Raw genomic sequence first — 25,724 nt, forward strand, 5'->3', positions numbered from 1 at the left:
ACGCCGGGCGAGCGAAGGTCTCAGCTTTGCGGGATTCGAGCCGACGAGTGGCCGTCTGTAATCCTGCCGGGCCTGCCACAACGCGACAATCCTGGTTGGGCGACTTCAAATAGGAGAACTGCTTCATATATGCGGTTTTCGCGGTACGCGGACCGCGCCACACCATCAGCTTGAGTGTGGCGAAGTCTTACGGAAGCCCCACCGGCCGTCGCAGCGCGAGATCGAACGCATCGCCTGAGCTCAGCACGTGAACCCTCAGATCATGAATCGAAAGGGCGGCATCAGGCTCACCTTCCGCGATGTTGGAATGGGTCACGCCGGCTGCATCGACCAGATAGACAGCGCCGCTGCCGATGACCTTGAACATCTCGCCCTTCACCACGATCGCCGTGTCTTCATCGATGCCGATGCCGAGGACGCGCGGGTTCTGCGACACCGCCCCGATGAGCCGCCCAATGCGGCCCCGTTCCGCAAAGTGCTGGTCGATGATGACATTCGGCAGCAGGCCCAGTCCCGGCGCCATCCGAATGTGGCCGATCCGAAAGGACGCTGCGTTCGGCCCCTTCACCATCATCGTGTCGCTCATGACCGACGCGCCCGCGGAGGTGCCGGCAATGACGCCTCCGGCTTCATAGATTTCGTGCACCCGCTCGTCGATGGGCGTGTCGCCGATCTGGCTGGTGATCCGGAGCTGGTCGCCGCCGGAGAAGAACACCGCACTCACGTCTGCGAGCGCACTTATTTTCTTTTCATGAGCTGCCTCGAGGCGGTCGTTGACGTAGAGCTCGATGACATCCTTGATGCCCAGTTCACCGAAGGACCTCTGATACTTCTCGAGATAGCCATCCGGCTCATGAGACGCGATGGTGGCAAGCACCAGGCGGCCGTTCGGAACCAGGCTCGCCACCTCCTTCAAGATGACACGATCGCCATCATGGTCCTCGTGGCCGCCGATGATGACGAGCGTTCCGGCTTTACCGTTCGAGGATCGTTTTTTCTTCTTGTCGGTCATTTGTCCACGTCTTTCTTGCGCAGGAAAACGTGTGGGTGGTTGTCCTCGCTGGTCATGAATGCGACTGCGAACTCCCTGCTGTTATGCGCCCATCCAGACACGCCGGTCGCGGTAAGCACGATGGCTCCGGCTTCGCCGCCGATCGCCTCGACTTCCTTGAGCGCGGGATTCAGCACCTGCTCCAGGCCGCCTTCAGCCTGCCCCGAGGACAATGCCTGCCGCGCCGAGAGTGCCTGCATGACACGGGCCGCGAGAGCCTTTCGCGCAATATGCTCACCGTCTCCCGAGAAGGCGACGGCTCCCAATTGGTTGTCGGCATAGTAGCCGCAACCGGGTTGCGGAGAATCCCCCACACGACCCGGAGCACTGCCGTCCAGTCCGCCGGTCGAAGTGCCCACGGCGATGTCCCCGTACTGATCCAGGGCAACCACACCGATCGTATCCTTCGCCTCCGACTTGCTGGAGGCGTCGCGCTGCTGCGGCGTGATCAAATCCGCCGGATCGCAAAGCTCCAGCTGCTTGTCGGCGGCGAAACGCCGGGCCCCCTCCGACGCCAGCAGGATCGGCTCCTCATGCAGCATGGCCTTCGCGACACTGATTGGATGGCGCACGCCCTTGATCACTGCGACGGCACCTACATTGAAGTCCCTGCCCTCCATCAGGCCAGCGCACATCTCGACCTCGCCGTCCGAATTGAGGGCACTTCCATATCCCGCATTGAATGTCGGGTCGGCCTCGAGGACGCGACCGGCAGCTTCCACGGCATCGACCGCCGTTCCGCCGCCGGCCAGGACGGCCCGACCTGCCTCGAGCGCCTCGATGCATCCGTTGCGATGCGCCTCCTCCTCTTGCGGATCGATCTCCTTGGCGCCGCCGTGCAGGATCAGCGACCACATCAGCCAGCCCTCAGATGGCGAATATGGGTCTGATCGGGCCCTCCCCTCGAAGGCGTCGCGCCTCCGAAGCCGGTTACTTGCCGCCACACGGCTTCAACGTCGTCGACGGTCAGCACGACAAGGTCGTTTTCCCGTGCAAGCCGGAGACACACGTCGACGGCCTCCTTCTCGGGACAGACGGCGTGAATGCGGCCTGGGGCGCAGCCGGCGTTCAAGGCACCTTCCCGCAGCAAGCCGGCGATCGCTCCGGGGGCTCGGCCGCGCAGCTCCTGCTCATCCTCCTTGAAGACGATGACGTCGAATATCCGCGAAGCGATCGCGCCCATCTCGCGGATGTCGCAATCGCGGCGGTCGCCCGGTATGGCGACCAGGCCGATCGTGCGCTGATAGCCGCGCCTCATGTGGGAAACGAGCTTTCCGAGCGCCCTCAGCCCCTCCGGATTGTGCGCATAGTCGACGATCGTGCGGAAACCATGCCCGTCGAAGACGTTGAGGCGACCGGGAGATTGCTCGAACGAGGTGCCAAACTCCGCCAGCGCCGCCCGGATCGTTGCCGCCGGAACGTCGTGGCAATGCGCCATAGCGACGGCTGCCAGGCTGTTGGCAACGTTGAATTCGGCCGAACCCTCGAAGGTCGCGGGAATTTCGTCGACGCTCATCAGGAACATCGATTCCCCATCCTCGTGGATGAAAATGTCCCAGCCGTCGCTGCTGGGCTCCCGCGTCACGGCGCGGCCGCCTTCCGCCAGGTGGCTGCGCAAGAAACCGGGCCACTCGCTCCTGCTCGCCAGCGAGAAGTAGCAGATCCTGCCGCCGGCATCTCGCGACATTGCGGACGTGTGGACGTCGTCGGCATTAAGAATGCTCCATCCGCCGCGGCGGACGGACTCGACCACGACCGATTTCACCTCCGCCAGGTCCTCGATCGTGTCGATGCCCCTCAGCCCGAGATGATCGCCGTGGACGTTCAGCACCGCGCCAACATCGCATGCATCGAAGGCAAGCCCTTCGCGCAGGATGCCGCCGCGTGCACATTCCAGCACCGCGACATCGACACCCGGCTCGCGCAGCACGATCCTGGCGCTCTGCGGGCCTGAGCAATCGCCTGTGATTATTCGTTCGCCGTTCAGGTAGACGCCGGTGGTCGAGGTGAGCCCGACGGTTGCGCCATTCGCCTGCAGGATGTGCGCCAGCATTCTGGCAGTGGTCGACTTGCCGTTGGTCCCGGTGATCGCGAAGATCGGAATCCGGCCGTCCTTGCCGCCTTTGAAGAGAAGATCGAGCACGGGCCGTGCGACGTTGCGGGCGCGCCCCGACGAGGGTTCGAGATGCATGCGAAAGCCGGGACCGGCATTCACCTCTATGATGCCGCCGCCGGTTTCGCTGACCGGCCGTGAGATGTCGGGACAGACGAAGTCGATCCCGGCAATGTCGAGACCGACGATCTGTGCCGCCCGCCTGGCGATCAGCGCGTTTTCGGGATGGATTTCTTCCGTCCGGTCGATCGCGGTCCCACCGGTGGAGAGATTGGCGGTGGGCCGCAAGAGCACCATTTGACCCGGCGCTGGAACGCTCGCCAGGGTGAGCTGCGATTTTGACAGGAAATGCTCGACACATTCGTCGATCTCGATGCGGGTCAATACCGAGGAATGGCCCTCTCCCCTTCGTGGGTCGCGGTTCGTCTCCTCGACGAGCTCGGCGACAGAACTCCGGCCATCGCCGACCACATGGGCCGGAACCCTCTCGGCAAGCGCCACGACCTTTCCACCGATCACCAGGATCCTGTGGTCCGAGCCGACGAAATGCTGCTCGACGATAACGCTACGGCTGTGTTCTCGCGCCTGTTCGAAGCCCCAGCGGACCTCGTCGTCCGTTGCCAGACCGATGTTGACGCCGCTTCCATGATTGCCATCGAGTGGTTTGGTGACCACGGGGTAGCCCAGCCGTGCTGCTGCCGCGACTGCGTCCTGCGCCGATCGCACCAGTTCCCCGCGTGGCACCGGCAAGCCGGCCTGCTGCAGCAGGAATTTGGTCAGGTCCTTGTCCGAGGCGATCTCGGTCGCAATCTCGGAAGTGAGGTCGCTGCAACTGGCGCGGATGCGCTTCTGATGCTTTCCGTGACCAAACAGCACGAGGCTGCTGTCGTCGATCCGCGCCGCGGGAATGCCTCGCCTCTCGGCCTCGCGCACCAAGGAAGCAGTCGTGGGCCCCAAGGCACGTTCGGCGGCCAGACGCTTGAGCTGCTGAAGCCTGGCTGCGAACTCGAATGGCCCCTGCGTTTCCGCAATTTCGCCGAGCCCCTCGACACCATGCAGATTGGCCGGCAGCAGGCTGTCCACCAGTTCGAGCGCGACGCGTCCGGCGAGCAGCCCGACAAGCTCATCCTTGTAGGCGAACATGACGTTATAAGTGCCGGGACTGCCTTTGACCGACCGTGTCTTTCCTCGTGTTACTCGGTGACCGAGCATGCTCTGCAGCTCCAGGGCGACATGCTCGACGACGTGGCCGAGCCAGGTTCCTTCCTGCATGCGGCGGACGAAGCCGCCGGCGGCGCCATAGCTGCAGCCATGGCCCGCAAGGCCGGGCAACAGTCGGACGATTTGTTCGGAAAACCCGGGCAGTTTGTCTGTCGGGAACGCCTCAAGGGCTCCGAGGTCGATCCGAATCTGGACCATTGGCGTCATGCTATAGAGGTGCGGCCCGCGAAACACGCGGGCGTCTACGACGCGGATAGGGCGAAAACGCGAGGCGCCCCGATGAATTTCTTTGTCCGACATAGTCCGTTTCTCCTGACTAACTCCGCAACATCGGGAGGATTGGTTAGTTCCCGGCCTTTCAGCCCAAATATTTTTGCAGGAGAGAGAAACAAAAGTGGCCGTTAACATATGTTGGCCCAAGAACACCCTCTGGTCATCTCGGCCACGTGCGGTCGCTGTTCTGAGGGCTACTTATCTCTCGGGACGAGGCGGGCCAGGCATTCGCTCGTTTTCACAAGCATTCGCCGGGCACATCGCGGCCGTTGAGCTAGTGCCCGGCTTCAGCTCATGGCGACCCATTGTGCGGGTCCAGCACTGAGGCATTAATCTTCAGCACGCCTTCGGCACCCGGGAACATTTCCAGACGCGTCAGGTTTGGAACCATCCTTGCACCGGAACTACAGCCATGCAGAGTCGAAAATCGGTGAAGGCCGCGCTCGTCAAGGAGATCGACGCGGTCCGCCTTCGTATCTCGCTGCTTGAAAGCGAGTTATGCAGAGACGGCAGACCCAGGCAAATTGGATGGCGTTCAGGATACGAACTGAACGCCCACAAAGCCCGCCTTGCTCGACTGGAGACCGTGCTTGCCCACTATCCGTCGGCACCGACGGCCCGGGCATCGAAACAGCAACAGCTTGAGTTGCGCGCAAGGCAACCAAGTAATTTTGGGGAAACGCCATGGCTGACAGACCCTCAATCAGAACTCCGCTAGCTCGAGTGCGGGGCCTTGGATCGGCGAAACACGGAACCGAAACGTTCATGCTGGAGCGGCTGACATCTGCTGCCCTGTTGATCCTTGTCATTTACATCGTCGCGGTCGTTATAATGCTGGTCGGTGAGCCTCGAGACGCCGTCCTCAGCGTCGTAGGATCGATCTATGTCGCGCCAGCCCTTATTGGCTTCATTCTCGTAAGCTGCGTTCACATGCGGCTTGGAATGCAATCGATTATCGAAGATTACTGCCATGCCACCGTGCTCAAATCACTTCTTCTGATCGCCAATTGGTTATTCTGCTGGGCAGTCGCGCTCGCAAGCTTGTTCGCTGTGCTGTTAATCAGCTTCAGATAGCGATCCGGTTCCCTGCTGCAGCCAGCGTCTGCCACCGGCAGGCTGAAGTTCGCCTCAGCGGCGAACCGGGCTGGCTTGCGCAAAGGAGTTCGACAACCCGGCCTCATCTGATTTGCGGCAGCCTGTCCCATTGATGGAAAGGGGGTGGAGAGGTCAACTCCCACTCCAATGTGGTAGCTCCTGGCCCCCACGGGTTCATGCCGGCGGCTCTTCGCCGGTAGAAAGCTTCCAAGATGCCGAAGAGGAAAATCACGACACTCGCGGCCGACAGGTACGATCCATAAGAGGACACCATGTTCCAGCCGGCGAATGCGTCGGGATAGTCGACATAGCGACGCGGCATGCCAGCCAATCCAAGGAAGTGATGGGGGAAGAAGACGAGGTTCACGCCGACGAAGGTCGTCCAGAAATGGACCCCAGCCAGAAGCGGATTGTAGAGATATCCCGTCATTTTCGGAAACCAGTAATACCAGCCCGCGAAGATGCCGAAGATCGCTCCCAGTGAGAGTATGTAGTGGAAATGCGCGACGACGAAGTATGTGTCGTGCAGTTCACGGTCGAGGCCGGCATTTGCGAGTTGAACGCCCGTCACCCCGCCTACGGTGAACAGGAATATGAAGCCGAGGGCCCAGAGCATCGGCGTCCGCAGGCTGACCGAACCGCCCCACATGGTTGCAATCCAGGAGAACACTTTAATCCCGGTCGGCACTGCTATCACCATCGTGGCGAAGGTGAAGTAGCGCTGCGTGTCGAGGCCTATCCCGCTGGTGTACATATGGTGGGCCCAGACGACGAAGCCGATCACCCCGATCGCCACGATTGCGTAGACCATCCCGAGATACCCGAAGATCGGCTTTCGCGAGAAAGTCGAGATCACCTGGCTGACGATGCCGAACGCCGGCAGGATCATGATGTAGACTTCCGGGTGGCCGAAGAACCAGAAGAGATGCTGGTACAGCAGCGGGTCGCCTCCGCCGTCCGGCGCGAAGAACGTGGTTCCGAAATTGCGATCGGTCAGGAGCATGGTGATGGCGCCGGCCAGCACCGGCAGAGCCAGCAGCAGCAGGAAGGCGGTGATGAGGATCGACCACACGAACAGGGGCATCTTGTGCAGGGTCATCCCCGGCGCGCGCATGTTGAAGATGGTGGTGATGAAATTGATGGCACCCAGGATCGAGGAGGCGCCCGCGATGTGCAGAGACAGGATGACCAGATCCACGGCGGGACCGGGGTGGCCGGAGGTCGACAGGGGCGGGTACAGGAACCAGCCGGTCCCAGGGCCATAGCCGCCGGGGACGCTGGGCATGAAGATCGACAACAAAAGCAACATCAATGCCGGCGGCAGCAGCCAGAACGAGATGTTGTTCATGCGCGGGAAGGCCATGTCGGGGGCGCCGATCATGATCGGAACCATCCAGTTGGCGAAGCCGCCGATCAGGGCGGGCATTACAGTGTAGAAGATCATGATCAGCGCGTGGGCCGTGGTGAAGACGTTGTAAAGCTGCTTGCCGGCGTCGATCGCCGCGTCGCCCTGGTAACCGTAGATCATCGACGCCAGTCCGGGGAAAAACTGGATCCCGGGTTGCTGCAGCTCGATTCGCATGCTCACCGACAAGAGCATGCCGATCACCCCCGCGATGAAAGCGAAGACCAGATAGAGTGTGCCGATGTCCTTGTGGTTGGTCGAAAACAGCCATCGGGTGATGCCGCTCGGCTGTTGGCTGTCGAGACCGTCCGGATCTGCCGCCGTATATTCGTTCATGACCTTCTCCGCTTGAGCCGTCCGTCGCCAGCATCGAACCGTGCTGGAACTTGATTGTTCCCTCCACCGAACCGACAGCCAGGAACATTCCACGGAAGCCGCTGTTAGGTTCCGCGCGGCCGACCTGCGCGGCTGAGGATCGACGTCCATGCTGGCGATAATTGCTGCGACCCTGGTTCTGACGACGGTGGTTGGTGGGCTGATATCCGCCTTCTGGCTCGAGGCGCGTCATGGTCTCCATGACCCCACGCCGCCGGACATGTCGGTGCCCAGGCAACTGAACGCCCCGGCCTGGAGCCGGTGGTCCTGACATGGACGCGATCACCGCGACACTCGACCCGAGGACGCGAGCCGGCTGGCTGCTGCTCGGCTTCGCGCTCGGCGGTTTCTTCGACGGCATCGTCCTGCATCAGATCCTGCAATGGCATCATCTTCTCTCGGGCGTCGCCGATCCGGCGGGTTCCGACCTGCGCTTCCAGATCATGGCCGACGGCCTCTTCCATCTTTTCATGTATGTGCTCGCCGTCGCCGGCACGGTGCTGCTGGTGGCCGCGAGGGCGGCGGGCGCGCGGCCCGGGACCACCACGGAGATCCTGCGGCTCGCCTTCGCAGGGTTCGGCGTCTGGCATGTCGTCGATGCTGTCGTGTTTCACTGGCTGCTGGGTCTGCACCGGATCAAGATGAACAGCGACTTGCCGCTCGCCTGGGATATCGCGTGGCTGGTCATCTTCGGCATCGTGCCGCTTGTGTTGGTGCTGGTGCTGCCCAACCGCGGCGGACCGGCACGCGGTGCTTCGGCAGCGCTGACCAGCATCGTCCTGCTCGCGGGATTGGCAGCCGGCGCCGGCCCGTTCTTCAACGGTGCCGCCAATTCCATCATCGTCTTTCGGGCCGGGATGGAACCGGCGGCGATGATGCGGGCCGTTGAAGTCGCCGACGCCCATCTCAAATGGGTCGACGCCAGCGGCACCATCTGGGCGGTCGACCGCGTCTCATGGCGCGGGTTGGTATCCCTTCACGCGCGCGGCGCCCTTGTGGTCAGCACGACGCCTGTCATTGCCGGATGCCTCGCCTGGACCGATGCCGCCGGAATGAGCAGTAGCTCCAGCCAGCAGCGAGGCACTCCTGCCAGGCTATGACTTCCGGACAGGGATAGGGGAGTATCAAGCATGCAGTTCGCCACCGAGAGCAGCCACGGCCGGAGCCTGACACCGCGCATCGTCGTGGTCGGCGGAGGCTTTGCCGGCCTGGAGGTTGCCAAGGCGCTTGGCAAGGCGGAAATCGGGGTGACGATCATCGACCGCCACAATCACCACCTGTTCCAGCCCTTGCTCTATCAGGTTGCAACCGCCGCCTTGTCGGCGCCTGATATCGCCGAGCCCATCCGCAAGATCCTGGGCCGCTATCCCTCGGTTCAGGTCCTCTTCGGCGATGTCACCGAGATCGGCACCGAGGCCAGGATACTGGTGCTGGCCGATGGGACCACGGTCCCCTACGACATCCTGGTCTTGGCCACTGGTTCGCAGCCATTCTATTTCGGCCAGGAGAGCTGGGCTCGGGTTTGTCCCGGTTTGAAGACCATCGAGGACGCGCGCACGATCCGGTCACGGCTGCTGCTATCGTTCGAGCACGCGGAACGGACCACCGATCCAGTCGAGCAATCCCGGCTGATGACGATCGCCATTATCGGCGGCGGCCCGACCGGTGTCGAACTGGCGGGCTCGATCGCCGAACTCAGCCGGCACACACTGGCGCGCGACTTCCGCAACATCCGGCCCGAGAAGACAAGGATCATACTGGTAGAAGCCGGCGAGCGTCTGCTCGCCGGATTCGCCCCGGAGCTTTCCAGATATGCACGTCTGCGCCTTGAAAGCCTGGGCGTCGAGGTCGCGCTCGGCAACCGGGTCGAGGCTATCGAAGCGCATCAGCTCACCGTCGGCGGCCAGGTGATCCCGGTGGCCTTGACGCTCTGGGCCGCCGGGGTGGCGGCTTCTCCGCTGGTCGCCCAGCTTGGTGTCGGGCTTGACCGCGGCGGTCGGGTGAAGGTCGAATCCGACCTGCAGGTCGTCGGCCATCCCGATGTCTTCGCGCTTGGCGACGTCGCACTGGTCCTCGATGGGAACGGCCAGCCATTGCCGGGTCTTGCCCAGGTCGCCAAGCAGCAGGGCGAGTACCTCGGCAAGGCACTGGCACGCCGGATAGATGCTGGCGACACGCTGCCCGCTTTTGTCTTCAGCAATCGAGGCAACACGGCCATTGTCGGCCGCCACGCTGCCGTGTTCGAATCGGGCAGGCTGAAACTGAAAGGCTGGTTCGCCTGGTCTGCCTGGGCGCTCATCCATGTTTATCTGCTCGTCGGTTTTCAGCACCGCGTTCAGGTCTCGATCCAGTGGCTCTGGCGCTACCTGACCTATGAGCGTGGCGCCCGACTCATCGCCGAGGAACGAGTCGAACCGGGTTCAACATCGTCGCCGGGAGCGGCCCCGAGAGAGCCGCTGCCACCCAAGGCAGACGCCGCCCCGGCATTGCCCGCCCGCACTGACTAGATTGCCGGGTGCTCAGTTCGGAGACAGTGGCGATGCGGGGATCAGCTCTGGATTCCGCCACGGCCCGTCGTCCCACTGCAGCCCGAACCTCGATAATCGAGGCGGGTGGTTCCCAGCTTGTATCCGGTGCCGGCATGATGGGATCCGGATGGCACCAGCGACGTTGCATCCCTATATGCTCAAATGAACACAGGCTCCTCGAAACGGGATCTGTTGAACCCCTCCTCTTCAGAGACAGCTCGTCATGACGTCACCTGCGACTGCTGAACAACCCCCGGTCATTCAGACGGGGCTTCCCGCCCTGAGCAACAGCTATGCGCAATTGCCGGAGCGCTTCTTCGCGCAAACAGATCCGAAGCCGGTGTCCGAACCGCGGCTGATCCGGTTCAACCGGCACCTCGCGGAGGAACTCGGGCTCGATGCCGACCAGCTTACCAGCCCGGATGGAGTGGCGATGCTTGCCGGCAACAGATTTCCGGAAGGGTTGCAAGCAATCGCCCTGGCCTATGCGGGCCACCAGTTCGGAAACTTCGTGCCTCAGCTTGGCGACGGGCGCGCCCTGCTGCTTGGCGAAGTGGTGGACGTCAACGGCGTTCGCCGTGACATCCAGCTGAAAGGATCGGGACCAACGCGGTTCTCGCGCAACGGCGACGGCCGCGCCGCACTCGGCCCTGTCCTGCGCGAATATGTCGTCAGCGAAGCGATGGGGGCGCTCGGCATTCCGACGACGCGAAGCCTTGCGGCGGTGCTCACCGGCGACCCGGTCTATCGCGAGGTCCGGCTGCCCGGCGCCGTCCTGACACGGGTGGCGGCAAGCCATATCAGGATCGGCACGTTCCAATATTTCGCCGCGCGCCACGACACCGAGGCGCTCAAGATACTGGCCGACTATGCCATTCAGCGTCACTTCCCACAGCTGGCGGGGGAAGCACGGCCGTACCGGGCTTTGCTGGAGGCCGTTGTCGCCGCACAGGCGGACCTGGTGGCGCGCTGGATGCTGGTCGGCTTCATCCATGGCGTCATGAACACCGACAACATGTCGATCTCGGGCGAGACGATCGACTATGGCCCATGCGCCTTCATGGACGCTTACGACCCCAGCGCGGTGTTCAGTTCGATAGACCGCGCCGGTCGCTATGCCTATGCCAACCAGCCTCGTGTCGCCACATGGAACCTTGCGCGCTTTGCCGAGACCCTGCTGCCGCTCATGAGCACGGACGAGAATGAAGCAGTGTCTGAAGCGGAAGAGGTGCTGAGGTCGTTCCAGGCCTCCTATGAGGCTGTGTTGCAGCGCGGCTTCCGCAGAAAACTCGGACTGCTGACCGAAGCGGAAGGCGACTTGCAGCTCGCTGCCGACTTTCTGGATGTGCTGGCTCGCGGCGAAGCGGATTTTACGCTCGGCTTCCGGCGCCTGGGCGATGACCTCGACGCTGCGGACGGCCAAGGCACGGCGCGGCAGTTGTTTAAGGATCCAGGCTCATTCGATGCCTGGTCGGCGCGGTGGCGCCAGCGCATTGCAAGCGAAGCAGCCGACACGGCCACGCGCCGGGCAGCCATGCAATCCGTCAATCCCAAATTCATCCCCCGCAATCATCGCATCGAGGCGATGATCCAGGCGGCGTTGGGCGGCGACTTCACACCGTTCGAGGAGATCTTGACGGTCGTCAGCCGTCCCTTCGATGAGCAGCCGGGAATGGAACGCTATGCTGAGCCGCCACGCCCGGATGAGCGCGTCCTGCAGACATTCTGCGGTACCTGAGACATTCGTGATGGTCGCTTAACATGTGCAAATGCGGAAGACCCATTTGCAAGCTATCGTCACGGGTACTCTCGTAAGGGCTGAGCTATGACGATCATAGAATTGGCATTCGAATTGCTGGCACGGAAGCTCGTAGACCGTACCGGAATATCAGACGAAGATGCTCGAGACCTTGTCGCAGCCATGGGAGCTGACTGGTCATCGCTCGTGCGAGCAGCGAGGGCGATCAAAGAGACTTAGGTCTTTTGACGTCGTTTTAGCTGCCATCAGCTGCAGGGAGAGCGGACCTGAGGCTGCTGCCGCGATCCAGGCGCGACACCATCACCGATCATGTCAGCAACGTGGTCAAGCACTGTATTTCGGTCGCTCGAAATCGACCGGATACAACACGCTGCTCTCCTGAAAGCCACTGAAGCCCGCTACGCAAGTCGCCGGAAGCTCGCAATAAACTGCGATAGCAGCCCAGTCTTGAGGTTTATATTGCAGGCCCGCATCACTGGCGGGGCGACGCGGGCCTGCCCAGAGATTGCCTGTCCTCGACAAGCAACGCAGGCCCTGCCGTTCGTTGAAATCCGCGTTGGGAGTCAGATTCCGTCGGCACCGAAATCACAGGTGCTGACGAAGCAGACGGAACTTCCCCCCACGATCACGGTTTGGAGTCACGAGACCAACCAAGGAGATGCAGATGTCGAGCAAAATGCCGCCCGTGCCGCCTGAGAACCAGAGCCAGAAGGGTCGAGGAGAAGGGCGACAGATTAGCCACGATGATGCCCAGCACGGCACTCACGGAGCGCCGGATCCGGAGCGCCAAGGGCAGCAAGCCAACACCAAGGTCAACACCACTCATCAGGGCCGTCAGCAGGATCGGTGATCATGTCCACATCGAAGAAACACCCGAACACGATCCGGCAGGGCGGGCCAGGCGCATCGCACGAGAACGCCAGAAAACCCTTACAGATCAACAAGCCCCCGGCGGATGAAGACCGTCGATCCAAAAGCCGAGTTTCAGGGGGTGGCGGTGAAAAGGACAGTCATCATTCGCACAATCCAGCCAAGAAGGGTAGCAACAGTTGAACCCACGGCTTTGTGAATGATTGTGCTAAAGCGCGCCGCGTGTGCATGTCATTGTCTCACAACCGAGCCTTTTTTTGAGTGACATGCATTAGCCGGACCAGGGTGAGGATCAGCGAGTCGAGACGCCCGGAAAAACCGGAGGCCGTGGGCCCGCACCACTGGCGGAGCGATGCGGGCCCGGCCAAGGGTTACGGCCCTCGACCAGCAGCGAGGGGCTCGCTGCCGCATGCAGAACAAGCCCCGTAATTTCAGGTTCCGCTTATATACAAAAAAGCCGGCCACCTTTCGGCAGCCGGCCAGTTCCAACAGAACAAGGGAACGTGCACTGATGGGGCAGTGCAACGCCCGAAGTGTTTCGAGGCGACGATGTTCCACCGGAAATCCACAAATTCGCCGTTTCGATCTACATTGGCCGGATTGAAAGATCTTTGACGATCTCTCCCAAGTTCTCGCGGAGCCCGGTCCGACGTGTGGCGCCCTGTCTGCGCCTTGGCTCTCTATGCGGCCAGCAAGCTCATCCTTGAAGAATGCCCGCCGCGGCTGCCGCGCGCGTCAAACACCGGCGTGCAATTGGTCGAGCGCGCGGCAGACCGGGGACGCGTCAAGTCGAGCGTCGGTCGACGTAGGTGTAGACGCCGGCCCCAATGGCGACCGCGCCGACCGTGATCACGATCGATGGCGCGCCCATCAAACTGGCAAAGACCGCCCAGATGAGGGCGATGACGATAGCGCCGAGTGTTCCCAGGATCAGTCTCGGCATTGTCTACCCCTCCACGTTCGGGCCGCCTGTGGATGGTCGTCACCCACCGGTCATGCGAAACGCCGCATGAAAGCACAGTGTGGCCCATGAGGTGAAGGTCCGCGCCGGAATACTCCGGTGCGGAAAAGATGATGCCCGCGCCGCCAAAGCCCGGGTGTTCAATAGCCAAATGGCTGGACCGGCGCCTAGCGCCTCAGCGCGTGGACTTCCGCCATGCTTTCGCCGCCCATCGGCAGGGCCATGTCATCATCGAGCAGCCGGGTGATGCGGGCAAAGCCCGTAAACGCCTTCCTGGCTGCTTCGGCCGACATTCTGCCCGACAGGGCCGCGGAGCAGCAATTCACGGCGCACTGATACACAGGCCCACGCCGTCCCAATGGCCATTTCTGCAAAAAGACCATCGCTTCGGCAACGCTATCGACTTCCTCGACGGGGTGTCCCTGCCCGCGCGCAATGCGCACGGGCGTAAAGAAATGCAAGCGGTCCATTTTGTTCTCTCCCTGGTCGGCCGCAGCGCGAACCAACCCTACTAAATTCGCGGATGGCGCGTTTGTTCCGCTTATTGCAAAAAAATCTGCGCTGGTGGGCTTGGGTTGCCGACGCCCGCTTTTGTCCGGAACGTTAGGCCGGCTGATGCATTTCGCTCTCGTGATTGCCTTGAGGGACACGTTCAAACCATGCGCATAGCCCATGTCGCCCCTTTGCACGAATCGGTGCCACCCCTTCTCTATGGCGGCACCGAGCGCATCGTTTCCTATCTGACCGAAGGGCTGGTCGAACTCGGCCATGAGGTGACGCTGTTCGCCAGCGGCGACAGCCGGACGTCGGCCAGACTGATACCAGGTCGCGAACGCGCGCTACGCCTCGATCCGCGCCCGCTGAAATCGGACACGGCGGCGCATCTTGCGATGCTTGCCGATGTGAGGAACCGAGCCCACGACTTTGATATCATTCATTTTCACCTCAGCCATCTCCTGCATTTCTCGTTCTTCGAGACCATGCCGGACAAGACGGTGACGACGCCTCATGGCCGGCTCGATTATGTCGATCTGGCGCCAGCCTATGAGCGTTTTCCGCGCTTTCCGCTGATCTCGATCTCGCATAGCCAGAAGACCGGGCTTGCGAATGCCAATTGGCTGGCCACCATCCATCACGGGCTGCCGACGGGTCTCTATCAGCCGACCTTCGAGACGGCGGCAGGCGAACCATACCTCGCCTTTCTCGGCCGGCTTTCGCGCGACAAGCGGCCGGACCGGGCCATCGACATCGCCTTGCGCTCGGGCATGAAACTCAAGCTGGCGGCCAAGATCGGCGACGATGATCGCGCCTATTTCCATGAGACGATCGAGCCGTTGATCGATGGCGACCGCATCGACTATGTCGGCGAGATCGCCGAGAGTGAGAAGACTGAATTCCTCGGCAATGCCGCTGGTCTGCTGTTTCCGATAGACTGGCCCGAGCCGTTCGGCCTTGCCGCGATCGAGGCGATGGCGTGCGGTACGCCAACCATCGGCTGGAACTGCGGTGCGTTGCCGGAAGTCATCGACCATGGCGTTACCGGATTTGTCGTCGATTCTCTCGACGCCGCGGTCGCCGCGGTGCCGGCCTTGCTGCAACTCGACCGGCGAAAGGTGCGCGCCGTCTTCGAAAGTCGGTTCTCCGCCAACAGGATGGCGCGCGACTATCTCACTGCCTATGCGCGTCTCATCGGCGCCCCGGCTGAATCGAAAGCGTCGTGAACGACGGCGGACGTTCCGAGCCCGAAACAGAGATTTGTGACTGATGACCGAACTTGACGAGCGCAAGCTCGACCCTGCCGTGGCCCTTGCCTCCCTGGACGAAACCGCGCCGCGCGAGCCGCACCGGCTGTTTGCCCTAAAGCAAGGCGACTGTTTTGCCGTGGCCGATGCCTACGGCGATATCAGGGGTGCGGGCGACGGTTTCTTCCGTGACGACACCCGGGTGCTGTCGGAGTTCAGGCTCACCGTCGGCGGCCGGCAGACATCGCTGCTCGGCGCCTCCCTCAGCCAGGACAATGTGCTGTTCACCAGCAATATGACCAATTTGCCGATGCAAAGCGTCGGTGGCCGCGACATCCCGCAGGGCGCCATCCATATCGAGCGCGTCAGGCTGTTGTGGCAGGACCGGCTGTTCGAGCGCATCACCCTTTCCAACTACAGCCAGGAGCATTCGGCAATCCGCGTCTCGCTGCATTTTGCCGCCGATTTCCGGGACATGTTCGAGGTCCGCGGTTCGACCCGGCCGAAGCGCGGAATGGCGCATGCAGCGGAGATCGAGCCTGCCTCGGTGCTGCTGCGCTATGACGGACTGGACGGGCTGGCGCGGGTGTCGGCGATCTCGTTCTCGCAGCCGCCAGACCAGTTGAGCGCCGAGCGCGCGGATTTCCTCATCGCAGTGACCAAGCGCAGCAGCAAGATGCTTTACGTCGAGATCGGCGCGGAACTGACCGAAACGCCCGACCGCGACCGCTTCCGGGCGGCCGCGGCGCGCGCCCGTTTCGGCATGCGGGCCAAGCGCCGCCATGGCGCGACGGTGCACAGTTCGGGTCGCGTCTTCAACGATTGGGTCGAACGCGCCCGCGCGGATGTCGCCTTGCTGACCACCGAGTTGTCGACCGGCCCCTACCCCTATGCCGGCATCCCCTGGTTTTCGACGGCCTTCGGCCGTGACGGCGTCATCTCGGCGCTGCAGATGCTATGGCTCAACCCCGGCCTGGCGCGCGGCGTGCTTGCCTTCCTCGCCCAGCACCAGGCGACCGAGACATCGCCTTTCAGCGACTCGCAGCCCGGCAAGATCATGCACGAGACGCGCAAGGGCGAGATGGTGGCGCTGCAGGAACTGCCTTTCGGCCGCTACTATGGCGGCGTCGATACCACGCCGCTCTACATCCACCTCGCCTGCGCCTATGCCGAACGCACCGGCGACATGGACTTCATCGCCAGCCTGTGGCCGTCTCTCTGCGCCGCCGCCAAGTGGACGGAAGAGGCGAGCCGCGCAACCGGCTTCGTCACCTATCAGCGCGCTGCCGAATCCGGCCTTGCGAACCAGGGCTGGAAGGACAGCTTCGACTCCGTCTTCCACGCCGACGGGCGCATTCCCAAGGGGCCGATCGCGCTGGTCGAAGTGCAGGGTTATGTCTTCGCCGCCTTCAGGGGCCTTGCCGCTCTCGCCCGCCGCCGGGGCGAGTTCGCGCAGGCCGAGCACTGGGAAAATCGCGCCGAAGAGATGCGGATCGCCGTCGAGCGTGATTTCTGGCTGGACGATCTCGGCTTCTATGCGCTGGCGATCGACGGCGCCGGAGAGCCGTGCAAGGTGCGCACCTCGAATGCCGGACACCTGCTCTATGTCGGCCTGCCCGAACCGGCGCGGGCTAAGATGGTCGCCGACCAGTTGCTTTCGGCTTCCTTCCACTCCGGCTGGGGGGTGCGAACGCTTTCCGACGATGCTGTGCTGTTCAACCCGATGTCGTACCACAATGGTTCCATCTGGCCGCATGACACGGCGATGTGCGGCGCCGGCCTGGCGCGGTTCGGCGAGCGTGACAGCGTGGTGCGGCTGATGAGCGGTACGTTCGAATCGGCAGTGCATTTCAACATGCGACTGCCGGAACTGTTCTGCGGTTTCACCCGCTCGCCGGGCGAAGCGCCGATCGCCTACCCCGTCGCCTGCCTGCCGCAAGCGTGGTCGGCAGGCTCGGCCTTCATGCTGATGCAGGCGTGCCTCGGTCTGGAAATCGACGGCTGGAACGGCGAAATCCACGTCACTCGACCCCGTTTGCCGATCGGCATCGATACGCTGACGCTCAGGCATCTGGGTGTCGGCGAAAAGAGGGTCGATCTTACCTTCCAGCGCGTCGGCGACCGCGTCGTCGCCTTTCTCGCCGACCGCCATGAAGGGCTGGTTCCGCTGATCGTGCGGACATGATCTGAACGGGCTTCAACGGGAACCGAACCCAGGGTTTGTGCGTTGCGAAAAACACAGGTTCTCACGGGCGATCGTCGGCTGCGAACACTCAAATGGAACCATGAAGAAAAAGGCCCTGACGGCCAAAATTGAGTTGGAATTGGAATGACTGATTATGGCATGGCCCTGCTCTGGGTCTTGATCCTTGCAAGCCTTGGCCTTTCGATTCTAGCCGTTATGTTATCGATCTCCAGGCAACGTCGTAGCCATAGCTTGACGGTTGCACCGACTGCCGGCGAGGACGTCGCATCGGAAGCGACGCGCAAGGTCTTGCGGGAGTTCGAGAAGAACGGACAATCTCCCGACGCGGCGCTGGTGAACTGGTCGCCCGACACCTTGCGCAAGATACTTGCCGACGACCTGCCGGACGCGCAGGTCATCGTCGTCTCGAACCGAGAACCCTATATCCACAACATCAAGGACGACGGCGTCGAGCTTCTGGTGCCGGCCAGCGGCCTGGTGTCGGCGCTTGAGCCTATCACCCGCGCCTGCAGCGGCACCTGGATCGCCTATGGCGGCGGAACTGCGGATCGTCTGACGGTCGACAGCAACGATCGGGTTCAGGTGCCGCCGGACAATCCGTCCTATACGCTGCGCCGCGTGTGGCTGAGCGACGACGAATACCAGGGCTATTATCTCGGCTTTGCCAATGAAGGGCTTTGGCCGCTCTGCCATATCGCCTTCACACGGCCGGTCTTCCGTGCCTCGGACTGGGAGGCCTATGAGGCCGTCAACCGCAAATTCGCCGATATGGTGGTTGCCGAGGCGCGCAATGAGCGGCCGATCGTGCTGGTTCAGGATTACCATTTCGCGCTCCTGCCGCGCATGATCCGCGAGCGCCTGCCGGAGGCGATCATCATCACCTTCTGGCACATCCCGTGGCCGAACTCCGAAGTGTTCAGCATCTGCCCATGGCGCGAACGCGTTCTTGATGGACTGCTCGGGAGCTCGATCATCGGCTTTCACACCCAGTTTCATGCCAATAATTTCACTGAAAGCGTAGACAGGTTCCTGGAAAGCCGGATCGAGCGCGCCGACGCCGCGATCTCGTATGGCGGGCGGACGACACTGGTGCACGCCTATCCCATCTCCATCGAATGGCCGGCCGAACTCCTGGCCAAACTGCCACCGGTCGAGGAAAGCCGCGCCCGCCTGCGTGAGCGGTTCGGCCTGTCGGCGGACGTCAAGCTGTGCGTCGGCGTCGAGCGCCTGGACTACACCAAGGGCATCCTCGACCGCTTCCATGCGCTGGACGAATTGTTTACGCGCCACCCCGAGTGGATCGGCAAGGTAGTGTTCCTGCAGATTGCTGCCCCAAGCCGCGGCACGTTGCCGGCCTACCAGCAATTGCACGATGAATGCCTGCGTTATGCCAACGAGCTCAACCAGCGCTACGGTCATGACGGCTACAAGCCCGTGGTCATGGTGGCTGAACACCATTCGCAGCAACAGATCTATGAGATCTATCGCGCCGCCGACATCTGCATGGTCAACAGCCTGCATGACGGCATGAACCTCGTAGCCAAGGAATTCGTCGCCGCGCGTGACGACGAACAGGGCGTGCTGTTGCTCAGCACGTTTGCCGGCGCGTCGCGCGAACTGCTGGAAGCACTGATCGTCAATCCTTACGACGCGGCGATGATGAGCCAGGTGTTGCTGCAGGCGCTGACCATGTCACCGGACGAACAACGCGAGCGCATGCGCCCGATGCGGGAAATAGTGCGCGACAACAATGTCTTTCGCTGGGCCGGCAGCATGCTGCTCGATGCGGCGCGCCTGCGCAAACGCGGCGACCTCGAAAGAGCGACAAGTGTCGCCGAGCGGCCCGCAAACACCGACACCAACATCGTCTCGCTGTTCGACCGCATGCGGAAGGTGGCGTCATGAATAGCCTGTCGAAAGCACCGGGCCTGCCAACCGCACCCGACCTGCCGGAAGGACAATGGGCGCTTTTCCTCGACATCGACGGCACGTTGCTGGAGCACGCCGCGCACCCCGACGCCGTGTCCGTGAGCGACGAACTGCGCAACCTCCTCGGCGCCGTCGACAAACGGCTGCACGGCGCCGTCGCCTTTATCACCGGCCGCTCGGTCGAGGGCGCCGACCGCCTGTTTCATCCGTTGAAGCTGCGTGTTGCCGGTCTCTATGGGCTGGAACACCGGCTGACGCCGGACGGCCCGGTCGTTACCGCCGATGCTCCCGCCGATATAGCTGCCCTTGCCGACGCCATCGAAGCCGAACTGGATGACGGCCTTGTTCATATCGAGCGCAAGGGTCCGATCCTCGCCATCCATACGCGTGCGGCGCCGCATCTGCTGGCCAGGGCAACGCATCTTGTCGAACAGGCATTGACCGAGCTTCCCAAGGGCTATCGGGTTATCCCGGGCAACGCCGGCGTCGAACTCATGCCGCTCGAAGCAGCCAAGGGCGCTGCCGTGCGGCGTTTCATGGCAATCCCGCCCTTTGCCGGACGGCGGCCGGTCTTTCTCGGCGACGACACCGCCGACGAAAACGGTTTCGAGGCGATCAACGAGGCCGGCGGCATCTCGATCCGGGTCAAGCCGCGTGGGCCGACCGTGGCCCAATACAGGCTCGATGATGTCACCTGCGCGATAGCTTGGCTTGCCGCCAATTTCGACGCATCACCGGCCCTCAACCGCAAAGCGTCCTGATCGCTGCCGTCTGCGGGTCGAATCAAGATCGCCGCGATTGCGCCGACCTTCGCCAAAAGCCGATCGATAAGCGCTGTTCTCATTGAATATCTTTAAGGCCAAAGCCGGCAAATGGATTGCTTGCCGGTTCCCCTGCGTCAGGCATAACCTGCGCAGTCGACGCGTGAGGGCGCGTGCGGCATCAAGGGGAGGACATCGCAATGACCATACAAGGCGCATCACCCGATCTATACAATGAGGATTTGGCTCCGGCCAAAGTCCGAAACTGGGGGCCGTTCTCGATCTTCAACGTCTGGACGTCGGACGTCCACAGCCTCTGGGGCTACTATCTCGCCGCAAGCCTGTTCCTGTTTTGCGGCGGCTTCGTCAATTTCATCATCGCCATCGGCATCGGTTCGCTGATCATCTACGCGCTGATGAACATGGTCGGCTATGCCGGCGTGAAGACCGGCGTGCCCTACCCCGTGCTGGCGCGCGCGTCCTTCGGCATCTGGGGCGCCAACATTCCGGCCCTGGTGCGCGCCATCGTCGCCTGCTTCTGGTACGGCGCGCAGACGGCAGCGGCATCGGGCGCGATCGTGGCGTTGCTGATCCGCTCGCAATGGTTCGCTGATTTCAACGCCAACACGCATTTCCTCGGCCACACGGGTCTGGAAGTGATCTGTTTTGTGGTCATCTGGGCACTGCAATTGCTGATCATCCAGAACGGCATGGAAACGGTGCGCCGCTTCCAGGATTGGGCTGGACCGGCGGTGTGGGTGATGATGTTGATCCTGGCGATCTATCTCTGTGTAAAATCCGGGAGATTTGCCTTCACCAGCGACATCCCGATGGATGTGCTGCTCGACAAGACAAAGGATGCCGGCGTACCCGGAACCCCTGGCTCCTGGACGTCGCTGTTTGCGGTGGCGGCGATCTGGGTCACCTATTTCTCGGCGCTCTATCTCAATTTCTGCGATTTCGCCCGCTATGCCCCAGACAAGGCATCGCTGCGCAAGGGCAACATCTGGGGCCTGCCGATCAATCTCATCCTGTTCTCGCTGGTCGCCGGCGTGACCACCATCGCTGCCTTCGACGTGTATGGCGAAGTGCTTCTGCATCCCGACCAGATCTCGGCGAAATTCGACAGCTGGTTCCTGGCAGCGCTTGCAGCCCTGACTTTTGCCGTGGCGACGCTCGGCATCAATGTGGTGGCAAACTTCGTCTCGCCGGCCTTCGACTTCTCCAATGTCTTTCCCCGGCAGATCGACTTCAAGAAGGGCGGCTATATCGCAGCTGTGATCGCGCTGGTGCTCTATCCCTTCGCGCCGTGGGAAGGCAGTGCCGCGTCTTTCGTCAACGTCATCGGCGCGACGATGGGGCCGATCTTCGGGGTGATGATGGTCGACTACTATCTGATCCGGAAGGGCGAGGTCGACGTCGAGGCACTGTACCGCGAAGATGGCGAGTTCCGCTTCCAGGGCGGCTGGCACGTCAACGCCTTCATAGCAGCCGGCATCGGCGCCATCTTCTCCTCGGTCCTGCCGAACTTCACCAACCTGCTGCCGGCATGGTGGGGCGTTTATGGCTGGTTTTTCGGCGTCGGCATTGCAGGGGTCATCTACTACGTCCTTCGCACCGCCGCCCTTGGCGCAGGGGCCAGGACGGCGAAGGCGTGAAATGAGAGATAGGGAGTAGTCAGTAGTAGTAGTCAGTAGGGAATAGTATATAACCCCTACTCCCTACTCCCTACTCCCTACTCCCTACTCCCTACTCCCTACTCCCTACTCCCTACTCCCTACCATCTCAGCCAACCTCCGCACCGTGTTCCAGTTGCGTGCGGTGCCGATGCCCATGCGCTTGTGGTTCATGGCAGCGAGCAGCCGCGAGCTTGGTCGCTGGCGCGAAAAGACGACCCAGATGTCACCGTCGACCGAAGCCACCTTCTCGTCCTCGGCGGCATAGGCCTGGAGCGCGGCCACACCATCCGCTGGTGCTGGCTCGCGCATCACCCGCACGGCCACCTGATCGCCTGCCTCGGCAGAGTCGGCCGGGAATGGGTTGCCGGCGGCAAGTTTCAGCCAATCCTCGGCAGTGCGCACGATGATGACGACATTGCGGCCGAAGGTTTTTTCGAAGGCCGTTTCCAACCGCTGTTCCAGCTTGGCGATGCCAGTCGCCCGTGTCTCGAAGACCAGATTGCCGGTCGCCACCAGGGTGCGCGGGTTCTTCAGCCCAAGCTGTTCAGCCATCGCCTTGAGGTCGGCCATGACGACCCGGCGGCCTTCGCCGAGGATAATGCTGTAGAGCAGCGCAACATAGGTCTGCATCAACTGCGAAACCTCACCGTGGCCCTACACCAGTCGCGACTGGTCCACCGCGGCCGAGATGAAGCTGGCGAACAGGGGATGCGGCTCAAGCGGCCGGCTCTTCAGCTCCGGATGGTACTGGACGCCGATGAACCAGGGATGGTCGGGGTATTCGACCGTTTCCGGCAGCACGCCGTCGGGCGACATGCCGGCAAACACCAGGCCGCAATCTTCGAGCCGCTCCTTGTAGTCGATATTGACCTCGTAGCGGTGGCGATGGCGCTCGGAAATCTGGGTGTCGCCATAGATGTCGGCGATCTTCGAACCCTCGGCGAGTTCAGCCTGATAGGCGCCAAGCCGCATGGTGCCGCCGAGATCGCCCGTTTCGCGGCGCTTCTCCAGCATGTTGCCTTTCAGCCATTCGGTCATCAGGCCGACGACCGGCTCGTCGGTCGGACCGAATTCGGTCGACGAGGCGTGTTCGACGCCGGCCAGCGAGCGCGCTGCCTCGATGCAGGCCATCTGCATGCCGAAGCAGATGCCGAAATACGGCACCTTGCGCTCGCGGGCGAATTTCGCCGCCAGGATCTTGCCTTCCGAGCCGCGCTCGCCGAAGCCGCCGGGCACCAGGATGCCATGCACCTTTTCCAGCCACGGCGTGGGGTCTTCCTTCTCGAAAATCTCGCTCTCGATCCAGTCGAGCTTGACCTTGACGCGGTTGGCCATGCCGCCATGCGACAAAGCCTCGATCAGCGATTTGTAGGCATCCTTGAGGCCGGTGTATTTGCCGACGATGGCAATCGTCACCTCGCCCTCCGGATTGTGGATGCGGTTGGACACGGCCTGCCAGGGCTCCATACGCGGCTTCGGAGCCGGATCGATACCGAAGGCGGCCAGCACTTCCGAATCGAGCCCTTCCCTGTGGTAAGCCATCGGCACGTCATAGATGTGGGGCACGTCGAGCGCCTGGATGACGGCGCTCTCGCGCACATTGCAGAACAGCGACAGTTTTCTGCGCTCTTCCTTGGGGATGGCGCGGTCGGCGCGGACCAGCAGGATATCGGGCGCGATGCCGATGCCGCGCAGTTCCTTGACCGAATGCTGGGTCGGCTTGGTCTTCAGCTCGCCGGCCGTGGGGATGTAAGGCATCAAGGTCAGGTGGACATAGACGGCGTTGTTGCGCGGCAGATCGTTGCCGAGCTGGCGGATCGCCTCGAGAAACGGCATCGCCTCGATATCGCCAACCGTGCCGCCGATCTCGCACAGCACGAAATCATAGTCGTCATTGCCGTCGAGCACGAAATTCTTGATCTCGTCGGTGACATGCGGAATGACCTGCACGGTGGCGCCGAGATAGTCACCGCGCCGTTCGCGCTCGATAATGTTCTTGTAGATGCGGCCGGTGGTGATGTTGTCCTGCTGGTTGGCCGAGCGGCCGGTGAAGCGCTCGTAATGGCCAAGATCGAGATCGGTCTCGGCGCCGTCATCGGTGACGAAAACCTCGCCATGCTGGTAAGGCGACATCGTTCCGGGATCGACATTGAGATAGGGATCGAGCTTTTTGATGCGTGCGCGATAGCCTCGCGCCTGCAAGAGAGCCCCAAGGGCCGCTGCAGCGATGCCTTTTCCAAGTGAGGAAACCACGCCGCCTGTGATGAATACATATCGCGCCATGGGAGTCATCGCTTAACGCGGCCGAATTGATTCCGCCAGAGAAAAAACCGCCGCTGAGGCTTTTTCCAGAGAAGGCGCGATAGTCCCGAGGTTCGAGACTGGTGTTTTGGTCAAAACAAAAGGGCCGGCAAAAGCCGGCCCTTTCGGCAGGTTTGTGAAAGCGTCAGATGATGACGACCTTGGTGCCGACCCTGACGCGGCTGTAGAGGTCCATGACGTGCTCGTTGATCATGCGGAAGCAGCCATTGGAGGCGCTGGTTCCGATCGACTGCGGCGCGATGGTGCCGTGGATGCGCAGATGCGTGTCCTTCTTGCCGTCGTAGAGATAGATGGCGCGGGCGCCGAGCGGGTTCTGGCCGCCGCCGGGCATGCCGTCCTTGTACTGGCCATAATGCTTGGGTTCGCGCTTCTGCATGTCGAGCGTCGGGATCCAGCGCGGCCATTCCTGCTTGTCGCCAACGGCAACCTTGCCCTTGAACTGCAGGCCTTCGCGGCCGACCGCGATCGCATAGCGGCGGGCGGTGAAAGCCAATTCGACGAGGTAGAGGCGGCGCGCGCTGGTATCGATGACGATCGTACCCGGCTCGTAGCCGCTGAATTCGACGTCCTGCGGCACGAATTCCGGCTTCACCTTGAACTGTTTCTTGGCTTGCCGCTTGGCGAGAGCCTGGTCGAGAGCGCGCGTCTCGGGGAGATAGGCAATCGACGAGGCAGAGGACGTGCCGCCGAACAGGCCGGCGAACAGCCCGCCACTCGTCGGCTTCTGGCCCGGGGCCTCGCTGCGCAATTCGCCATTGTTGCCGGTCAGCGCGATATTCATCGCTTCGGCCGGAAGCGGTTCAGCCGATTCGATCGGCTCGATCGGCGCGATCGGGTCAACCGGAGCGATGATCTTGGTGGTCTTCTTGCCTGGCTTGGCGTCGGCAACCACGACCGGCTTGCCCTTGCTTGCCAGGAACGCCTGGCGCTGGGCATCGGCCCTGGCTTTCGCCGCATCGCGCATCGCCAGCTTGCGGGCCTCGAGCGCCTTGACGCGGGCGAGATCCCTCTCGGCGGCGATCTTGTCTTCGAGCTTGCTGATCTGAGCCAGATCATCCGGGCTCGGGTTTTTCTTCTTCTTGAGAAGCTTCAGCTGCGTCGCATCGCTCTTGGCGGCGACGTTGATGACAGCGGTTTTGCCAACCGCCTGCGGTGAGGTCATTGCCGGAGTGCCGGCGAAGACCGCGGAGCTCATGCCGAATACGGCACAAAACCCCATGAAAATGAAGCTGCGAAGCTGCATGGCGAAGATCCGATCGTTCAATGCTTGTTGCCCACGGCGTCGCCCGGCGCCCCCCAAGGGCGCAGAAAGTGCCGCCGGCAATCTATAATCGAAGTGGCGTACGGGCCTCAAGCACGGGGTGCGGTCGAATCTTCGTGATCGTGTGCCATTTGCCGCGACTGTGTTGAAACAACAACAGATCGCGGCATCTG

General features: G+C 62.3%; 20 protein-coding genes. 11 read left to right on the top strand and 9 right to left on the bottom strand.

Annotated features, from left to right (window positions below; genetic code table 11):
• Positions 1-187 precede the first annotated feature (187 nt).
• The 3 genes from ACYG9Y_RS11540 to cphA are packed head-to-tail and all read right to left on the bottom strand — an operon-like array spanning position 188 to position 4,685.
• Positions 188-1,012 carry a cyanophycinase gene (locus ACYG9Y_RS11540; protein WP_023710470.1) on the bottom strand — a complete coding sequence of 275 codons (825 nt, stop codon included), beginning with the start codon at positions 1,010-1,012 and terminating at the stop codon, positions 188-190.
• The gene (locus ACYG9Y_RS11545) at positions 1,009-1,908 is read right to left on the bottom strand and encodes an isoaspartyl peptidase/L-asparaginase family protein (protein WP_023738739.1); all 900 of its coding nucleotides are present in this window, start codon (positions 1,906-1,908) and stop codon (positions 1,009-1,011) included. Before ACYG9Y_RS11545 ends, ACYG9Y_RS11540 begins: the two co-directional genes overlap by 4 nt.
• Entirely contained in the window at positions 1,908-4,685 is a 2,778-nt protein-coding gene (cphA, locus tag ACYG9Y_RS11550; protein WP_050593129.1) for a cyanophycin synthetase, read from the bottom strand. The genes ACYG9Y_RS11545 and cphA overlap by 1 nt, the downstream gene beginning before the upstream one ends.
• Before the next feature lie 657 nt (positions 4,686-5,342).
• On the opposite strand from cphA, the gene sdhD reads away from it, so the two are divergent.
• A complete protein-coding gene (gene sdhD / locus ACYG9Y_RS11555; RefSeq protein ID WP_027050929.1) occupies positions 5,343-5,732 on the top strand; it encodes a succinate dehydrogenase, hydrophobic membrane anchor protein in 390 nt (129 codons plus the stop codon).
• A gap of 103 nt (positions 5,733-5,835) precedes the next feature.
• Here the strand turns inward: sdhD and ctaD are convergent, their stop codons facing one another.
• Positions 5,836-7,494: a cytochrome c oxidase subunit I gene (ctaD, locus tag ACYG9Y_RS11560; protein WP_023738737.1), complete on the bottom strand. Its 1,659-nt coding sequence runs from the start codon at positions 7,492-7,494 to the stop codon at positions 5,836-5,838.
• Between the two features lie 311 nt (positions 7,495-7,805).
• On the opposite strand from ctaD, the gene ACYG9Y_RS11565 reads away from it, so the two are divergent.
• The 5 genes from ACYG9Y_RS11565 (at position 7,806) to ACYG9Y_RS11585 (ending at position 12,873) form a co-directional block, all read left to right on the top strand.
• Positions 7,806-8,633: a DUF2243 domain-containing protein gene (locus ACYG9Y_RS11565; RefSeq protein WP_023738736.1), complete on the top strand. Its 828-nt coding sequence runs from the start codon at positions 7,806-7,808 to the stop codon at positions 8,631-8,633.
• Positions 8,634-8,663: 30 nt separating this feature from the next.
• Positions 8,664-10,040 carry an NAD(P)/FAD-dependent oxidoreductase gene (locus ACYG9Y_RS11570; protein ID WP_023738735.1) on the top strand — a complete coding sequence of 459 codons (1,377 nt, stop codon included), beginning with the start codon at positions 8,664-8,666 and terminating at the stop codon, positions 10,038-10,040.
• A gap of 244 nt (positions 10,041-10,284) precedes the next feature.
• Entirely contained in the window at positions 10,285-11,799 is a 1,515-nt protein-coding gene (locus ACYG9Y_RS11575) for a protein adenylyltransferase SelO (RefSeq protein ID WP_023738734.1), read from the top strand.
• A gap of 685 nt (positions 11,800-12,484) precedes the next feature.
• Entirely contained in the window at positions 12,485-12,670 is a 186-nt protein-coding gene (locus ACYG9Y_RS11580) for a hypothetical protein (RefSeq protein WP_023682450.1), read from the top strand.
• 2 nt (positions 12,671-12,672) lie between these two features.
• Positions 12,673-12,873 (top strand): hypothetical protein, encoded by a 201-nt coding sequence (locus tag ACYG9Y_RS11585; RefSeq protein ID WP_081726098.1) that lies wholly within the window; start codon positions 12,673-12,675, stop codon positions 12,871-12,873.
• Between the two features lie 601 nt (positions 12,874-13,474).
• On the opposite strand, the gene ACYG9Y_RS11590 is transcribed toward ACYG9Y_RS11585, so the two are convergent.
• Positions 13,475-13,633 carry a hypothetical protein gene (locus tag ACYG9Y_RS11590; protein WP_023672685.1) on the bottom strand — a complete coding sequence of 53 codons (159 nt, stop codon included), beginning with the start codon at positions 13,631-13,633 and terminating at the stop codon, positions 13,475-13,477.
• 185 nt (positions 13,634-13,818) lie between these two features.
• Complete coding sequence (locus ACYG9Y_RS11595; protein ID WP_373432840.1) at positions 13,819-14,325, bottom strand: DUF982 domain-containing protein; 507 nt, start codon at positions 14,323-14,325, stop codon at positions 13,819-13,821.
• Between ACYG9Y_RS11595 and ACYG9Y_RS11600 the strand changes: the two genes are divergently transcribed.
• The 5 genes from ACYG9Y_RS11600 (at position 14,311) to ACYG9Y_RS11620 (ending at position 21,947) form a co-directional block, all read left to right on the top strand.
• Positions 14,311-15,372 (top strand): glycosyltransferase family 4 protein, encoded by a 1,062-nt coding sequence (locus ACYG9Y_RS11600; RefSeq protein ID WP_023738733.1) that lies wholly within the window; start codon positions 14,311-14,313, stop codon positions 15,370-15,372. The genes ACYG9Y_RS11595 and ACYG9Y_RS11600 overlap by 15 nt on opposite strands.
• Before the next feature lie 43 nt (positions 15,373-15,415).
• Positions 15,416-17,578: an amylo-alpha-1,6-glucosidase gene (locus ACYG9Y_RS11605; RefSeq protein ID WP_023738732.1), complete on the top strand. Its 2,163-nt coding sequence runs from the start codon at positions 15,416-15,418 to the stop codon at positions 17,576-17,578.
• A gap of 144 nt (positions 17,579-17,722) precedes the next feature.
• The gene (locus tag ACYG9Y_RS11610; RefSeq protein ID WP_023738731.1) at positions 17,723-19,504 is read left to right on the top strand and encodes an alpha,alpha-trehalose-phosphate synthase (UDP-forming); all 1,782 of its coding nucleotides are present in this window, start codon (positions 17,723-17,725) and stop codon (positions 19,502-19,504) included.
• Entirely contained in the window at positions 19,501-20,289 is a 789-nt protein-coding gene (gene otsB / locus ACYG9Y_RS11615; protein WP_031253400.1) for a trehalose-phosphatase, read from the top strand. Before ACYG9Y_RS11610 ends, otsB begins: the two co-directional genes overlap by 4 nt.
• A 200-nt stretch (positions 20,290-20,489) precedes the next feature.
• Entirely contained in the window at positions 20,490-21,947 is a 1,458-nt protein-coding gene (locus tag ACYG9Y_RS11620) for an NCS1 family nucleobase:cation symporter-1 (RefSeq protein WP_023688556.1), read from the top strand.
• A gap of 105 nt (positions 21,948-22,052) precedes the next feature.
• On the opposite strand, the gene ACYG9Y_RS11625 is transcribed toward ACYG9Y_RS11620, so the two are convergent.
• From ACYG9Y_RS11625 to ACYG9Y_RS11635, 3 genes are all read right to left on the bottom strand, one after another.
• Positions 22,053-22,598: a DUF1697 domain-containing protein gene (locus ACYG9Y_RS11625; RefSeq protein WP_023738729.1), complete on the bottom strand. Its 546-nt coding sequence runs from the start codon at positions 22,596-22,598 to the stop codon at positions 22,053-22,055.
• A 24-nt stretch (positions 22,599-22,622) separates the two neighbouring features.
• Positions 22,623-24,260, bottom strand: coding sequence for a CTP synthase (locus ACYG9Y_RS11630; RefSeq protein ID WP_084014310.1), 1,638 nt, complete (start codon positions 24,258-24,260; stop codon positions 22,623-22,625).
• 154 nt (positions 24,261-24,414) lie between these two features.
• Positions 24,415-25,533 (bottom strand): L,D-transpeptidase, encoded by a 1,119-nt coding sequence (locus ACYG9Y_RS11635; RefSeq protein ID WP_460223122.1) that lies wholly within the window; start codon positions 25,531-25,533, stop codon positions 24,415-24,417.
• Between the last annotated feature and the right edge of the window lie 191 nt (positions 25,534-25,724).

The sequence above is a fragment of the Mesorhizobium sp. W050 genome (assembly GCF_054719535.1).